At 57.8% G+C, this 14,958-nt stretch carries 13 protein-coding genes; 10 read left to right on the top strand and 3 right to left on the bottom strand.

The window, feature by feature from the left end:
- The first annotated feature begins 24 nt into the window (after positions 1–24).
- The 8 genes from BJ917_RS00110 to BJ917_RS00075 all read left to right on the top strand — a co-directional run bounded on the left by BJ917_RS00110 (position 25) and on the right by BJ917_RS00075 (position 7,727).
- Entirely contained in the window at positions 25–666 is a 642-nt protein-coding gene (locus BJ917_RS00110) for a DUF1345 domain-containing protein (RefSeq protein ID WP_096511717.1), read from the top strand.
- A gap of 74 nt (positions 667–740) precedes the next feature.
- The gene (locus tag BJ917_RS00105) at positions 741–1,580 is read left to right on the top strand and encodes an AraC family transcriptional regulator (protein WP_121100823.1); all 840 of its coding nucleotides are present in this window, start codon (positions 741–743) and stop codon (positions 1,578–1,580) included.
- 51 nt (positions 1,581–1,631) lie between these two features.
- Positions 1,632–2,240, top strand: coding sequence for a LysE family translocator (locus tag BJ917_RS00100; protein WP_121100820.1), 609 nt, complete (start codon positions 1,632–1,634; stop codon positions 2,238–2,240).
- A 130-nt stretch (positions 2,241–2,370) separates the two neighbouring features.
- A complete protein-coding gene (locus BJ917_RS00095) occupies positions 2,371–3,396 on the top strand; it encodes a LacI family DNA-binding transcriptional regulator (RefSeq protein ID WP_121100817.1) in 1,026 nt (341 codons plus the stop codon).
- A 152-nt stretch (positions 3,397–3,548) separates the two neighbouring features.
- Positions 3,549–4,331 (top strand): sugar phosphate isomerase/epimerase, encoded by a 783-nt coding sequence (locus BJ917_RS00090; RefSeq protein WP_121100814.1) that lies wholly within the window; start codon positions 3,549–3,551, stop codon positions 4,329–4,331.
- Positions 4,324–5,358: a sugar kinase gene (locus tag BJ917_RS00085; RefSeq protein ID WP_254007530.1), complete on the top strand. Its 1,035-nt coding sequence runs from the start codon at positions 4,324–4,326 to the stop codon at positions 5,356–5,358. Before BJ917_RS00090 ends, BJ917_RS00085 begins: the two co-directional genes overlap by 8 nt.
- Positions 5,359–5,432: 74 nt before the next feature.
- The gene (locus BJ917_RS00080; protein ID WP_121100811.1) at positions 5,433–6,725 is read left to right on the top strand and encodes an MFS transporter; all 1,293 of its coding nucleotides are present in this window, start codon (positions 5,433–5,435) and stop codon (positions 6,723–6,725) included.
- Positions 6,726–6,749: 24 nt separating this feature from the next.
- Positions 6,750–7,727, top strand: a complete 978-nt coding sequence (locus BJ917_RS00075; RefSeq protein ID WP_096511723.1) for a D-glycerate dehydrogenase — start codon at positions 6,750–6,752, stop codon at positions 7,725–7,727.
- A gap of 145 nt (positions 7,728–7,872) precedes the next feature.
- On the opposite strand, the gene BJ917_RS00070 is transcribed toward BJ917_RS00075, so the two are convergent.
- On the bottom strand, positions 7,873–9,060 hold the full coding sequence (locus tag BJ917_RS00070) for a pyridoxal phosphate-dependent aminotransferase (protein ID WP_121100808.1): 1,188 nt from the start codon (positions 9,058–9,060) through the stop codon (positions 7,873–7,875).
- A gap of 238 nt (positions 9,061–9,298) precedes the next feature.
- Between BJ917_RS00070 and BJ917_RS00065 the strand changes: the two genes are divergently transcribed.
- Positions 9,299–9,694 (top strand): LuxR family transcriptional regulator, encoded by a 396-nt coding sequence (locus tag BJ917_RS00065; RefSeq protein ID WP_305955468.1) that lies wholly within the window; start codon positions 9,299–9,301, stop codon positions 9,692–9,694.
- 115 nt (positions 9,695–9,809) lie between these two features.
- Here BJ917_RS00065 and BJ917_RS32095 read toward each other — a convergent pair whose 3' ends face one another.
- Entirely contained in the window at positions 9,810–11,390 is a 1,581-nt protein-coding gene (locus BJ917_RS32095; RefSeq protein ID WP_256658475.1) for an RHS repeat-associated core domain-containing protein, read from the bottom strand.
- Positions 11,321–12,523: a hypothetical protein gene (locus BJ917_RS32090; RefSeq protein WP_256658474.1), complete on the bottom strand. Its 1,203-nt coding sequence runs from the start codon at positions 12,521–12,523 to the stop codon at positions 11,321–11,323. The genes BJ917_RS32095 and BJ917_RS32090 overlap by 70 nt, the downstream gene beginning before the upstream one ends.
- A 330-nt stretch (positions 12,524–12,853) precedes the next feature.
- Between BJ917_RS32090 and BJ917_RS00055 the strand changes: the two genes are divergently transcribed.
- A complete protein-coding gene (locus BJ917_RS00055; RefSeq protein WP_121100805.1) occupies positions 12,854–14,644 on the top strand; it encodes a hypothetical protein in 1,791 nt (596 codons plus the stop codon).
- The last annotated feature ends 314 nt before the right edge of the window (positions 14,645–14,958 follow it).

Below are 14,958 nucleotides of genomic sequence, written 5' to 3'. Positions count from 1 at the left end.
AATACCCAGACCCATCGAGCCCCCATGCCCTACCTCACCCACACCCACCCTCGCCTGTCCGCCGCCACGACACTGGGCATCGCCGCGGGCATCCTGATTCCCGCCGATTCGATCATCAACAAAATCCTCATCGGCTGGAACACCGGGGTCTGGACCTATCTGGTGCTGATGCTCTGGCTCACCGTGCGCTCCAAGGCTCCGGACGTGAAGCGCATTGCCGAGATCGAGGACGAAAACGCCGGGCTGGTGCTATTGGTGGTGTGCATTGCGGCGCTTGCCAGCCTGGCCACCATCACCTTCGAACTGGCGGGCAGCAAGGACCTGGAAACCACCCGCAAGCTGCTGCATTACGGTTTTACTGCGTTGACGGTGTTTGGCTCATGGTTGCTGATTGGCGTGATATTCAGCGTGCACTACGCGCGCTTGTTTTACACCTGGGAAGGCAAAGACCCGGCGCTACGATTTGCCGAGGGCTTGACCACACCCAATTACTGGGACTTTTTGTACTTCTCGTTCACCCTCAGCGTGGCGGTGCAAACCTCGGACGTTGGCGTGGCGACACGGGAATTGCGCAAGATTGTGCTGGCGCAGTCGCTGATTGGATTTCTGTTCAATACAGCGATACTCGGATTCTCGATCAACATCGCCGCCGGGCTGTTCAATTGAGCCGTGCACAAACGTTCTAGTCATCACCCCTGCGCGGGCGTTAAATAGATCGGCAATCCTCCCGCAGGTGCTGCATGAACACTCATAACTGGATCGACCTGTCCCAGGACGCCGACACCGGCATCGAGACCCTGCGCGCGCATTTCCAGGGCCATGCCTACGATCCGCACTGGCATGACAGTTATCTGGTGGGGGTCACCGAGCAAGGCGTGCAGCAGTTCAATTGTCGGCGGGCGAAACACCAGAGCACACCGGGCAAGGTGTTTTTGCTGGAGCCGGGTGACATTCACGATGGTGAAGCGCCGACCGACGACGGCTTCACGTATCGCATGCTGTATATCGATCCGCAGTGGCTGACGCGAGAACTCGGCGCGGTGTTCGACAAGGCTCCAGACAACAGCGAATTGAGTTTTGCCAACACACTCACCACCGACCTGCCACTGGCCCATGCCACTGCATTGGCCTTTGAAACCCTGCATAGGGGTGAGCTGAAAATCGTCCGCCAAACGGCGCTCGATGCCTTGCTCGAGGGCCTGACCCGCCACCTGCACTGGCGCACCCGCTATGACCAGGACCCGCGCCTGCCGTTGGTGGCGCAGAAGGCGCGGGAGTATCTGCACGCCAATGCGCAATACGACATCGGCCTCGACCAGCTGGCCGCCGTCACCGGCGTCGATCGCTTCCGCCTGACACGCGCCTTCAAGGCGGCTTATGGCATGGCGCCCCATGCTTATCTGGTGCAGTTACGACTGGCCACCGCCCGGCGAATGTTGTCCCAAGGCGAACAGCCAACGACTGTAGCGATGACGCTGGGTTTCGCCGATCAGAGCCATCTGGGTCGCTGGTTCGTGCGCGCCTACGGCCTGACACCCGCGCTGTACCGCAAGCGTTGCTCAAATCTTCCAGACAGGTAACCCGACCGAGAAGAAGATCAATTCACTGATCTTCACCGGAGTTTGCCTGCGATGCTGTCCTCTTTCCCGACGTTTCTTCCCTTCTTGATGTTTGCCTTTGTGGCCGCGATCACCCCGGGGCCAACCAATATTCTGGTGCTGAGCAACAGTGCGCGATTCGGCCTGTTAGCCGCCGTGCCGATCATCCTGGGCGCCTGTGTCAGCGCAGCGCTCCTTGTACTGCTGGTGGGCATGGGCGCCGGCTCTTCGCTCACTCAATGGCCCCTGTTACAGACGGTCATGCAATGGGCCGGCATAGCGTGGTTGAGTTATCTGGCGTGGCAGATTTTCCGCACCCCGGCCGTCGCGATCACCGCGCAAGTAACCGGTGCCCGTCTTGGCGCCTTGGGCGCCGCCAGCTTGCAATGGATCAATCCGAAAACCTGGATGATGGCGCTAGCCGTGGTCAGCGTTTTCGCTGGTGCCGGTGAGGATCGGCTGATGCATGTGTTGTGCCTGTCCATAGCTTTTTTTCTGATATCGCTGCCCTGTCTCGGTGTCTGGGCGTTGCTCGGTGCTGGCTCCAGTCGCTGGTTGCGTTCGCCCCGGGCCATGCAATGTTTCAATCGCTGCATGGCCCTGTTGTTGCTGGGCTCTGCGTGGTTGAGCGTTTTGGCGTAAGCCCATTTGTCGGACAATTGCCAACACGGGGCTTGACGGCGAATCCGCTTTTGGTGTCTTCTGAAACCGGTTTCAGTGCAACCCCGCGACGCACTCAAACCCTATAAATCCAATAACAAGGTTTCAGCCCGTGAACGATTTCTCCGCCGCCCAACGCAGCCGCGTAACCATGCTCGACGTGGCCGAACACGCCAAGGTCTCCAAGGCCAGCGTCTCGCGGTTCATCGGCGAAGACCGCGCCCTGCTCTCCGATGCCATCGCCCTGCGCATTGAACAGGCAATTGCCGAGTTGGGCTACCGCCCGAACCAGATGGCTCGCGGCCTGAAGCGCGGGCGTACGCGCTTGATCGGCATGCTGGTGGCCGACATCCGTAACCCTTATTCGATTGCCGTGATGCACGGGGTGGAAACCGCCTGCCGTCAGCACGGCTACAGCCTGGTGGTGTGCAACACCGACCGCGACGATGAGCAGGAGCGCCAGCACCTGGCCTTGCTGCGTTCTTACAACATCGAAGGCTTGATTGTGAATACGCTCGGCCACCACCGCGACGAGTTGCATGAACTGCACCGGGAAATGCCCCTGGTGCTGGTGGACCGCAAGGTCGCGCACCTCGAGAGCGATATGGTCGGGCTGGACAATCCGCAAGCCGTCGACCTGGCCCTCGATCATCTTGAAGAACGTGGCTACCGGGACGTGCTGATGGTGACTGAGCCGTTTGATGGCACCAGTTCGCGGATCGAACGCGTGAACCGTTTCAAAGAGCAGATCGCACAACGGTCGGCGCTGAGCGGCACGATCATCGAAACCGGCAGCGAACTGATCGCACATTTGAAAACATTTCTCGACACCCCAGGCACCGGCCCGAAAGCGCTGTTTTGCGCCAACGGGATTGCGGCGTTGGCCAGTACCCATGCCTTGCGGGAGCTCCAGTGCAATTTGTTCGAGGACGTGGGCCTGATTGCCCTCGATGACCTGGATTGGTATCCGCTGGTGGGCAGCGGCATCACTGCACTCGCCCAACCGACTGCTGAAATCGGCGCGAGCGCGTTTGAATGCTTGCTCAAGCGATTGCGGGGTGATGACGGGCCGCTGCGGACCCTGGATTTTTCGGCGCGGTTGATTGTCCGGGGGTCTACCCGTGGGATTTCTCGATGATTGTTCTGGCCCCTTCGCGAGCAGGCTCGCTCCCACAATGGATCTGCGTAAATAAATCCACTGTGGGAGCGAGCCTGCTCGCGAAGAGGCCCACAAGATCACCGCCTATTTTTTTGAACAAAAATGAAACCGGTTTCAGAGGTAGAAAAATAATGAACACACCCGCCGTTTCCATCAGCCTCTCCAGCTACGGCGCCGATCTGGTGCGCCAACGGGGCCAGGGCAGTTTCATCGACGTGCTGGCCGCCGCGGGGGCCACGCACATTGAGTGGCGTGAAGAATTGCTGACCGGTGAAGCGCCTGTACAACTGGCCAACGCAACACAGACCAAAGGGCTGCAAAGCGTGTACTCCTCGCCCATGGAACTGTGGCTGGCCGGCCAGTCGAAACCTAACCTCGAGTTGATGAGCGCCCTGCAACGCGCCCGGGCGTTCGGCGCCAAATGGCTCAAGGTTTCCCTGGGCTATTTCACCGACAACAACGACCTGCAAGCCCTGGCCAACACACTCGCGCAAAGCCCGGTGCAACTACTGGTGGAAAACGACCAGACCCTGCACGGCGGCCGCATCGAACCCTTCCAACGCTTTTTCAATGAAGTCGAACAGCACAAACTGCCGATCAAGATGACCTTCGATATCGGCAACTGGCATTGGCAGGATCAATCCGCCGCCAGCGCCGCGCGTCTCCTCGGTCGTCATGTTGGCTATGTGCATTGCAAGGCGGTATCACGCCGGGCCGATGGCAAACTGGTCGCCATACCGCCGGCCGCCAGCGACTTGCACCAGTGGGAACAACTGCTTCGGCACATGGCCCAAGGCGTCATGCGCGCCGTGGAATACCCGCTGCAAGGCGACGACCTGGTACAGCTCACCCGCGAACATGTCGCCACCCTCGCCCGACTGGGTGAATCCCGGCTGGAGAACGCCCATGTCTGAGATCGATATCCTCTCGTTCGGCGAAACCATGGCGATGTTCGTCGCTGACCAGAACGGCGACCTGGCCAAGGTCGACCACTTTCACAAGCGCATTGCCGGAGCAGACAGCAACGTTGCCATCGGTCTGTCGCGCCTGGGTTTCAAGGTGGCATGGCTGAGCCGGGTGGGCGATGACTCGCTGGGGCGTTTCGTGGTCGATACGCTGAAAAAAGAAGGGCTCGATTGCAGCAACGTGGTTGTCGACCCCGCGCATCCGACCGGTTTTCAACTCAAATCCCGTACCGATGATGGCGACGATCCGGTGGTGGAATACTTCCGGCGCGGCTCGGCGGCGAGTCATTTGTCACCGCAATCCATCGTTCCCCAATTGCTCAAGGCTCGGCACCTGCACGCCACCGGCATTCCTCCGGCGCTCTCCGCCACTGCGCGGGAAATGTCCTTTGAACTGATGACCCGCATGCGTGATGCAGGGCGCAGCGTCTCTTTCGACCCGAACCTGCGCCCGAGCCTGTGGGCGAGCCAGCAAGAGATGATCACCGAAATCAATCGCCTTGCCGCCCTCGCCCATTGGGTGCTGCCTGGCTTGAGTGAAGGTCGCTTGCTGACCGGTTTCGAAGACCCGGCTGACATTGCGGCGTTCTACCTCAACCAGGGCGTTGAAGCGGTGGCAATCAAGCTCGGCCCACATGGTGCTTATTACCGCACGCAGCTGGATGAGGGATTCGTTGCCGGTGTGCCGGTGGAAACGGTGGTCGACACCGTGGGCGCCGGCGACGGGTTTGCAGTCGGCTTGATCAGCGCGCTGCTGGAAAACCACAGCATTGTCGACGCCGTGAAGCGGGCCAACTGGATTGGCAGCCGTGCCGTGCAGAGTCGGGGGGATATGGAGGGGTTGCCGACCCGACTTGAGATGTATGGCGAATTTGAGGCCGCCATCGCGGGCAAGCCCGCTCCCACAGGTTTTTGTGGTGAACAACAATTTGATATCCACAACAAATCCCTGTGGGAGCGGGCTTGCCCGCGATGAGGCCGGAACTGTCACTAAAGATCCAAAAACCGTTACCTGCTGCGACAAAAACAACAAGCTCAGGAGCACCACTGATGAAAACCGCAACCCTCGCCGCCCGCCGCTGGTGGTACATCATGCCCATCGTGTTCATCACCTACAGCCTGGCGTACCTGGACCGTGCCAACTACGGTTTCGCCGCCGCCTCGGGCATGGCCGCCGACCTGATGATCACCCCGGGCCTGTCGTCGATGCTCGGCGCGCTGTTCTTCCTCGGCTACTTTTTCTTCCAGGTACCCGGCGCGATCTACGCGCAAAAGCACAGCGTGAAGAAGCTGATTTTCGTCAGCCTGATCCTGTGGGGCAGCCTGGCGACCCTGACCGGGATCGTCTCCAACGCCTACTGGCTGATCGTCATCCGCTTCATGCTCGGCGTGGTCGAAGCCGCCGTGATGCCGGCGATGCTGATCTACCTGTGCCACTGGTTCACCCGTGCCGAACGTTCCCGGGCCAACACCTTCCTGATCCTCGGCAACCCGGTGACCATGCTCTGGATGTCGGTGGTCTCGGGCTATCTGGTGCAGCACTACAGCTGGCGCTGGATGTTCATCATCGAAGGCTTGCCGGCGGTGCTCTGGGCATTTATCTGGTGGAAGCTGGCCGATGATCGTCCCGCACAGGCCAAGTGGCTCAGTGGTCAGGAGAAACAGGATCTGGAAAGCGCCCTCGCCGCCGAACAGGTCGGCATCAAGGCGGTGAAAAACTATGCTGAAGCCTTCCGCTCGCCAAAAGTGATCCTGCTGGCCTTGCAGTTTTTCTGCTGGAGCATCGGGGTCTATGGCTTCGTGCTATGGCTGCCGTCGATCCTCAAGGCCGGCGCGCAGATGGACATGGTCCAGGCCGGCTGGCTCTCGGCGCTACCGTACCTGGCGGCGGTCATCGGCATGCTGCTGGTGTCCTGGGGCTCGGACAAATTGCAGAAACGCAAACGCTTCGTCTGGCCGCCGCTGCTGATCGCCTCGATTGCCTTCTACGGCTCCTACGCCCTCGGCGCTGAACATTTCTGGTGGTCCTACACCCTGCTGGTGATTGCCGGTGCCTGCATGTACGCACCTTACGGACCATTCTTCGCCATCATCCCGGAAATCCTCCCGGCCAACGTCGCCGGAGGTGCCATGGCCCTGATCAACAGCATGGGTGCCCTTGGTTCGTTTGGCGGCTCCTATCTGGTCGGTTACCTGAACAGCTCAACCGGTTCGCCCGGCGCCTCGTACCTGTTGATGAGCGGTGCCTTGATGTTCTCGGTGGTGCTGACGATTTTCCTCAAGCCCGGCGCCAGTGACCGGGCGTGGCCCCCGGTTGCCGTGACCCGTCCCGCCCATTCCTGAATAGAAGAAGTTGAGAGACACGCGATGAAAAAGCAGGTTGTGCTGTACAAGAAACTCTCGCCGGCGCTGATGGCCAGGCTTCAGGAACACGCTGAAGTCACCCTGATCGACAGCCTCGATGCCGAAGGCCTGGCCCGATTGCGCGCCGCCCTGCCCCATGCCCACGGTTTACTCGGTGCCAGTCTGAAACTGGATGCTCAGTTGCTTGATCTGGCACCGAATCTGGAGGCCATCGCCAGCGTCTCGGTGGGCGTCGACAACTACGACATCGACTACCTCACCGAACGCCGCATCCTGCTCACCAATACCCCGGACGTGCTCACCGAAACCACCGCCGACACCGGCTTCGCCCTGATCCTTGCCACCGCCCGGCGCGTGGTGGAGCTGGCGAACATGGTTCGCGCCGGTCAATGGCAACGCAACATCGGCCCGGCGCAATTCGGCAGCGATGTGCACGGCAAGACCCTCGGAATCATCGGCATGGGGCGCATTGGCGAGGCATTGGCCCAACGCGGGCATTTCGGTTTCGGCATGCCGGTGATCTATCACAGCCACTCGCCGAAACCGGCGGTGGAGCAGCGATTCAATGCGCAGTACCGCAGCTTGCCGGAGCTGTTGCAACAGGCGGATTTTGTTTGTCTGACCTTGCCGTTGACGGCTGAAACTGAAGGGTTGATCGGTGCGCAGCAGTTCGCACAAATGCGCCCCGAGACGATCTTCATCAATATTTCACGGGGTAAGGTGGTCGACGAAAAGGCGCTGATCGAGGCGTTGCGGGCGGAGCAGATTCGCGCCGCGGGGCTGGATGTGTTTGAGCGCGAGCCGCTCGATCCGGATTCGCCGTTGTTGCAGTTGGATAACGTGGTGGCGACTCCGCATATCGGCTCGGCGACCCATGAGACGCGGGAGGCCATGGCCGGGTGTGCGGTGAACAACCTGCTGGCGGCGCTGGCGGGCGAGCTGCCGAAGAATCTGGTGAATGTGCGGGCGTGGAAGGATTAAGACATTCGGCGTTTGTCAGTCAGTCTTCGCGAGCAGGCTCGCTCCCACAAAGGATCTTCAGTGGACACAAAATCTGTGTTCAACACAGGTTCACCGTGGGAGCGAGCCTGCTCGCGAAGGGGCCGGTACAGACAAGACAAAACCATCAGGCCCGGCGCGCTTCCAAAAGGTCCATCGCACACAACGCAATTCGCCGGCAGGCATCCGCCAGTTTCAATTGATCCACGACCAACCCCAGGCGAATGTGCCCTGCCGCGCTCGGCCCGAATGCCTCCCCGGCCAGTACCGACACGCCATACCCCTCCAGCAATCGTTCTGCAAAGTGTTGGGCAGACAATCCGGTCTGGCGCACATCGACCATCACGAACATCCCGCCATCCGGCCGAATCGCCCGCAGGCCCGGACATTGGTTCAGGCTTGCACACACCAGATCGCGACGCTGGCGGTACTCCTCGCGCATCATTGCCACTTCAGGCAAATCCTCATCCAGCGCAAGCTGTGCCGCGTTCTGAATGAATTCGGGAATGCCGAACAACATGCACATCGACAAATTCACCAGATGCTCGGCCATGGATTTGGGCCCGATCACCCACCCCACTCGCCAGCCGCTCATGGCGTGGGATTTGGACAGGCTGTTGATGGTCGCAGTGCGCTCGGCCATGCCCGGCAGGCTGGCCGGGCTGATGTGTTCACCTTCGTACAGCAGTTCGCTGTAGACCTCGTCGCTGATCAGCCACAGGTCGTGGCGCACGCACAACGCTGCCAGTTCACGCCAGATTGCCAGCGATAAATTCGCGCCCGATGGATTATTCGGACTGTTGAGCAGAATCGCCCTTGTTTTCTCAGTGATACGTACGGCGACGTCTGCGGGGTCGACCCGAAAGCCGTTATCCGGCCGCACAGGCACGGCCACCACTTTAGCCCCACAGCCGCCAATGACGCCTTCATAGGTGACGTACATCGGTTCGGCGACGATCACTTCGTCGCCCGGATCGAGCAGGCATTGCGCAACCGAATACACCGCGCATTGCGCGCCGGGCATCACGATCACGTGGTCGGCGTCCACCACCTGCCCACTGCGTTGCTGGTGCCGCCGGGCAATGCTGTCGCGCAAGCCCTGGCTGCCGCGTATCGCTGGATAGTGAGTGTCTCCGGCCAGCAAGCTGGCAACGGCTGCTTCCACAATCGGTGGCGGCGTATCGAAATCCGGATCGCCGATGGACAACAGCAGCACATCGATGCCCTGCTCGCGCAATTGCAGCGCTCGATCATGAATCTGCCAGGCTGCTGCGCCGTCACCGGCAATTCGTTGAGTCAAGGCTGAATAGCGCATGTCGTTCTCCATATCGCGCGGGATCCAGCCTCTACCCTATCTCAAATCACGCAACTCGCCAGCATGGCGAACAGCTTTCCAGCGTAACCCTGCCGATGAAGAGCTACTGGTCGGGAAGGGAAGAATTTTTAAACTACAAAAGCACATTTATTCAGCAAGTTACGATTATCGAAGACTGCTGCCTGTAATTTGTGACAGGTTCCATGATTTTCTATTCGGGATATAAGGAAATCGAACCTTGCGTTGCCTGTCATGGCATCCGAAGGATGGCCGCGCGTACCTCGCCATCGTGGAGCAGGACGATCCTGCGGCCCCCGCAATCATTGATGATTTAAGGGAGATTCCCGACATGTTCCGTGCCGACTCAGCCACAGTCACATCTTCTTCATCCCCGGCCCACCTCAAGCATCCCGAAACGGAGCGTCCCGCCGCCGTTACCCTGACCGCGCGTGAAAAAGAAGTACTGCGCTGGAGCGCCATTGGCAAATCATCCTGGGAAATCGGGCGGATTTTCAACTGCACCGAAGCCGGTGTGAATTATCACTTTGCCAATATTCGTCGCAAATTCGGCGTGAGCTCTCGTGGGTGTGCAGTGGTCAAGGCGTTGGAGCTGGGGTTGATTGAGTTGCCTTGAGGCTGACTTTGAGTGTGCGTCGGTTTCGCCCAGAATTGAAGAACAGCAGCAACTTAGTCTGCCCGGTAAGAAAAAATCCATGCTCGCCTTACCTGCGGCGAGCATGGACAAGTCTTTAATTTTTAAAGTGTGATCGAATGCCGTCCCTTACCTCCGATGCTTGACTCCAATCATTCTTCATATTTGGGGCATTATCATTCATCAGTGATTTACCGAGACGGGACGACAATCGCTCTGCTCCGCTTTTTGGATTTTCCAGCGATTCTCCAAACTTAGTTCCTTGTACAGGCGCACGAGATTGCTGACTCTGGGTCGGTTTCGTGTAGTCCGTCTGGATTTTCCCGTCTTTCAGATCGTTCCAAAAGCCACTTTTGCCTTTCCCTTTTATTGCGTTTATTGCCCCCGAACGCTTTGGATTCGTGAGAATTGGTTGGGCTGATCGCCCTGTTTTGCCACCAACGCTTGTGCTTTGCCCGTTATTGGTACCTGAATTAACTACCTTGGACACCTTCTTCCCAGCACTTGCTGCCTTGGTTGTCTTTGCCCCAGTGCTGGCTACTTTTGCTCCAGTGCTCGCCTTGGAACCAAAGAACTTCGCAACCCATGCAAAAAAGCGAAATTTCCCCGTGGGATCCTCAAAATTAGCCGGATCATTTCCACAATACGCATACGGGTTTACACCGCCCTCCTCAAACGGACTTTCGCGGTCCGGGCTATGGAATCTCATCAGCGTCGGATTAAAGGAACGATGCCCATCCCCCAACAAATAGGATCCCGTGACTACTTCACGAAGCTCTCCGTTGTACCCCAAAGCCCCACTCCCCACCGGGTCATCCCCACGGTAGCCATACACCGAGTACGCATTATCCTTACGACCCGACTTACTGACCTCGCTCATCACACTGTTCTTGAGATCACTGGCCAGCAACAGGGACTTTGGGTTCGCACCAGCCTGGTGCTCGGCGAGCACAACCTCATGACCACGCATGAAGGTGCTGCTGGTGGCGCCCTTGATCTGATTAGCCAGTAGATCACCCTGATAAAAGCGTTGCTCAGCGCCAGTGCCATCGTTCATGGCAACCGCTTTGTCCAGCGGATCGTAGCCGTAGCTTCTCGACGCCCCACTTGACGAGCCGCTGACGCTGATCAACCGGCCGAGGGCGTCGTAGTCGAGGGTGCGCTGTTCCTCATCGAGGATCAGGTGGCCACCGGGGTTGTATTTCAAATCAATCTGCGGCGGGTAGTCCGCATGATTGTTCGTGACCTTGCTCAGTTGTGTCTTGTCCGGGTTGTCATAGAAATATCTCGCCCGGTTGAAGGCGCTGCCGAAATAGGTCATCAGCAACGTAATGTTATCCAGGGCATCGAAACTGAAAATCTGCTGGGAGATCGGCTTGCCATAGGGATCTACTGGCGGTTGCGTGCCCGTGCATCCGTAGTTGGTCAGTCGCCCGCGCAGGTCGTATTCATAGGTTTCATCGCGCAACAGGGTGGCGCCCTCCATCAGGGTCCGCTGCTTCAAGCCATCGACATCGTTGTAAACCTGACTCAATTCCTGCCTAAGCCCGTTGAGGTCGAACCTGCGCAGGGTTTCCCGATCGAACTCATCGTATTGCAGGGTGATACCTACGCTTTGCCCACTGGCGCTGTGGCACCGGTGCCTTCGCGCCAGCTGCGCTGGATCGGCCCACTCCACGCAGACGTACCGATGGGGTCGGTTACTTCGAATGTTTTCACACCGACCGGGCCGGTCACGCAGCGTTGCGCGCCCCAGTCGTCATACTCAAAGGAACTGGTCAGGGCCAGCGCCTGCCTGTCCAGCCAGTCAAACTCTGTCTCTGTCTTCAGACGATTCCACTCGTCATAGGTGGCTGCATAGATTTGACGGGGCGCAGTGCCGCCTGCCGGATCGTCAACGTCATCGCGCTCTTCGTAGATTGAAGTATCGCTCTCGGCGTACACCACCACGTAGTCACCGACCTGGATACCCGGGTACAGTTTGATTGCCAGCATGATGCCGTCAGGATGTACATCGGGGTCCAGTTCATTGCCGTCAAGGCCTTTGACTTTAGGGGCAGGCAGCAAAGTATCCGGGGGGGCGATCACGTGCACCGTTTGTATGGCTGACTCGCTCGTTACGGTAGGTTCGGCATAATCGATGCGATAACCCATGTTCGCAAAGCCGCCCTGGATAATCTGTAACTCGTTCTTTGGTATCGACCATTGCAACGGTTTACCGATATCGGCCTCGAGCAATTCTTTAGCGTAAGTCAATTTCTGCCAGGGTTCGTCCTCTTCAAAATACATATCAAATACAAAGGTAAAAACATCGCCAACCGACATGGCCTGATAAGGCGTGGCTACAAGAGTAGCCCCGCCGTCTCCAATTTGGTCCAGGTCCACGCAAAGGCTGTGAGATTCCTTGAAGTGCAGGACAGGCAGTTGCAGTGAAGCCGACGACGGTTTGCCAACATAGAAAAACCGGCGCAGCGACTCTTCCCCTCGTCCATCCGGCGCATCGGGATCGTGCATCTTGTACGAATAGAATACTTGCCCCCCTTTCAGCGCTTTGAGTTTGCCATTGGAGATGAGTACCGGCATACCTTCCGGTTTAAGTTCACCCGGACCTATGACGACCAACTCGTTGAAATCATCGACAGCCTCACCACTCGCACTGCGGCCCCACAAGGTAGGCCAAAACCCATCGCCCTCGGCTATACGCGGATAGTCGACCCAGGTTTTCAGATCTGCATTGCCCAACTTATCAAGATCGATAACATTATCAGGCCCAACATCGGGAACTTTCGGCGCTGGCAGTGTAGCCGTCATCTTTAAAACTCCTATTGCGCGCATACGGCCCAGGCCCCGTACTGGGTCAAGGCCGCATCCAACACGGCAGTCATGGATGACTATGTTTTACGCCGGAATTCAAGATCTGCCCACTATCAGAACTGATAGGTTCTTCCGCGTTCTTTCGCTGTTATTGTTTTAACCAGGAACCTGAACCCATCCACGGACTACAGGTGAAAATCTGGATTTCAGACCAATTTCTTATTGGCGTTTTATTGTGGGCACATTGGTGAGCGCTTTTATTTTCGATACGCGCCCGAACGCCTCATTCTGTTTTTCTTTACCTGGCCCAATACGAGATTAATAACCATGACTGATACTTCCTCGGTGAGTTCCAACGCAAATAACTTCGTGAGCGCCGTGGAAAACGGCGTCGACTCACGCACGGGTCTGTACAAAATCTCTATCAACTTGCCGGAGATCAAGACCAATGACTTACGCGGGCCAGGGTTTGACCTGAGGCTGTACTACAGCGCCCTCAACCCTCGTGACAGTGGTTGGGGTCATGGCTGGAACATGAAGCTGTCGCAATACATCCCCAGCACTCAGATCCTGTCGCTGAGTACCGGTGAAACCTTCAAAGTCACCGGCACCGACAGTCAGACCGGTCAGTTGGTAATGAAGGAACAGAAAATCGACAGCTTTCATTTCTACCCGGAGGGTAGCAATCGCTACCGCGTGGTGCACAAATCCGGGCTGGTCGAGATCCTCGAAGTGCTCGGCAGCGCCCAGAACCGGGTCGCCCTGCCTGTCGAGATTCGTTCTTTTACGGGGCACAAGATCACGCTGGGCTATGTCCCCTTCAGTGGCTCGGACCAAATCCTGTCCTGGATCAAGGATGACTCAGGCCAAACCCTGTTGACGGTGAAACGCGACAGCGCATCGGTCGAGGTGCTGCTGTACCCGTTTTCCGGCCCGAGCGGTGGCCCGCTGGCAAACTTTGTCATGACGCTGCAAGGTTCCGACCGATACGTGAGCAAGATCACCTTGCCCACCGACAACCAGGCGTCATGGCGCTTCGGTTACACCCTCAAGAACGACCACTTGTGCATTACCTCGGTGGAAACGCCCAGCGGTGCGCGGGAGGAAATCCGCTATCAAGACCTCGGCCATCAGTTCCCTACGGGCAGCGGTCGCACTCCTTTGCCACGGGTCACCGACCACCGTATTTTTCCCGGCTCCGGGCAGCCGATGGTCCAGGTCGGCTACTGCTATTGCCTGGGCAACCCGATCGCCCTGCGTGACCCTTCCGGACACGAAGCCATTGGCTGGAGCGGCCGGCTGCGATTCCCGTATGAGGACGAGGTGCCGCAGCTTTCCGGGGGCAGTGGAGGCGACTGGTTGTCATGGGTGTTCGTGGTGCTGGGCGCGGTGGGTACGGTTGCTGCGGGCGCCGCGACCGTCGCCAGTTTTGGCGCTGCCGCGCCGCTGACGGGTGCTGCGTTTGGTTTTGCAGTTGCTAAAACCGCATCACTGGCGACAGCGACGGCGCTTAGCGCGGGCTCAACAGCGGCCAGTGCGGTTGCTGCTGCCAATGGCGATGAAGAAGCGGGACAGTGGGGGATGTATTTGGGGCTGGCGTCGATTGTGCCAGGGGTTGCCGGGGCAGCCTTTGGTTCGATTGCTAGAGTTGTCGGTAATGGATTGGATGACATATTAATAAACTTGGCCAAGAATACTGACACATCTGGAACAAAAATGTGGGGCTTCAGCTCAGACGAAGTCCACAAGTTGGGATTGAGACCTATTAGTTCTGCCGGACCACGGCTTGCCGCTTCGTCTAATACACCAAAATTCCACCCATCCCTACCCGGTAGAAATCCTGTAAACGCTAACGTCAAACTTCCCGGGACAACAGCTGTGAATGGGACAAGTGGGCACCCCCCCATAAACAAAGAAGAATTATCAACTCAGATTAGTAAACTCAAAGTTCCAAAACCTACCGCCCCACCTATTAGAGCTGAAACTGATCAAATGAAACTGATTATCGAACAGAAAAACCATGGAAAGACAATCAAAGAGGCGGCAGCGCATGCAAATCAGAAATCCAATAGATCTGACATAGTAAACAGCCATCTTGGAATGGGCCCTCGTCGGTAAACAGGCTAAAGAAGTGCTGGCAACAAGAAACATACTTTGTTGCCAGCCTGCATAGAAAGTCGCCCTCGCTTACCGCGATCAACTACCGCACCTCTTCCAGAAACACCACCCCCACTCCAAGCAACTTCCTGTTTACGCCTCCATATCAAAGAATTTTCCTACAGATCACGTCGACAAAACAACAACGTATCTGGCTATTTTATCCAAACAAACCCTTCTAGAATCCCGCCCCGTCATGACACCCCAACAATTAACACTTTTAAACAAAACACACGCAACACCCTCCCTCCCCTCGGACGTTATTTAACTAAGGA

The sequence above is a fragment of the Pseudomonas sp. WPR_5_2 genome (genome assembly GCF_003634475.1).
Taxonomy (GTDB): Bacteria; Pseudomonadota; Gammaproteobacteria; order Pseudomonadales; family Pseudomonadaceae; genus Aquipseudomonas; species Aquipseudomonas izuensis.
Note: the sequence above shows the minus strand (reverse complement) of the source record. Positions and strands in the feature narration are given on the sequence as shown.

Excerpts from the sequence above, each read along its gene's own strand:
- BJ917_RS00110 (WP_096511717.1), top strand. The coding sequence starts at position 25 with ATGCCCTACCTCACCCACACCCACCCTCGCCTGTCCGCCGCCACGACA.
- BJ917_RS00105 (WP_121100823.1), top strand. The coding sequence starts at position 741 with ATGAACACTCATAACTGGATCGACCTGTCCCAGGACGCCGACACCGGC.
- BJ917_RS00100 (WP_121100820.1), top strand. The coding sequence starts at position 1,632 with ATGCTGTCCTCTTTCCCGACGTTTCTTCCCTTCTTGATGTTTGCCTTT.
- BJ917_RS00090 (WP_121100814.1), top strand. The coding sequence starts at position 3,549 with ATGAACACACCCGCCGTTTCCATCAGCCTCTCCAGCTACGGCGCCGAT.
- BJ917_RS00085 (WP_254007530.1), top strand. The coding sequence starts at position 4,324 with ATGTCTGAGATCGATATCCTCTCGTTCGGCGAAACCATGGCGATGTTC.
- BJ917_RS00080 (WP_121100811.1), top strand. The coding sequence starts at position 5,433 with ATGAAAACCGCAACCCTCGCCGCCCGCCGCTGGTGGTACATCATGCCC.
- BJ917_RS00075 (WP_096511723.1), top strand. The coding sequence starts at position 6,750 with ATGAAAAAGCAGGTTGTGCTGTACAAGAAACTCTCGCCGGCGCTGATG.
- BJ917_RS00070 (WP_121100808.1), bottom strand. The coding sequence starts at position 9,060 with ATGCGCTATTCAGCCTTGACTCAACGAATTGCCGGTGACGGCGCAGCA.
- BJ917_RS32090 (WP_256658474.1), bottom strand. The coding sequence starts at position 12,523 with ATGACGGCTACACTGCCAGCGCCGAAAGTTCCCGATGTTGGGCCTGAT.
- BJ917_RS00055 (WP_121100805.1), top strand. The coding sequence starts at position 12,854 with ATGACTGATACTTCCTCGGTGAGTTCCAACGCAAATAACTTCGTGAGC.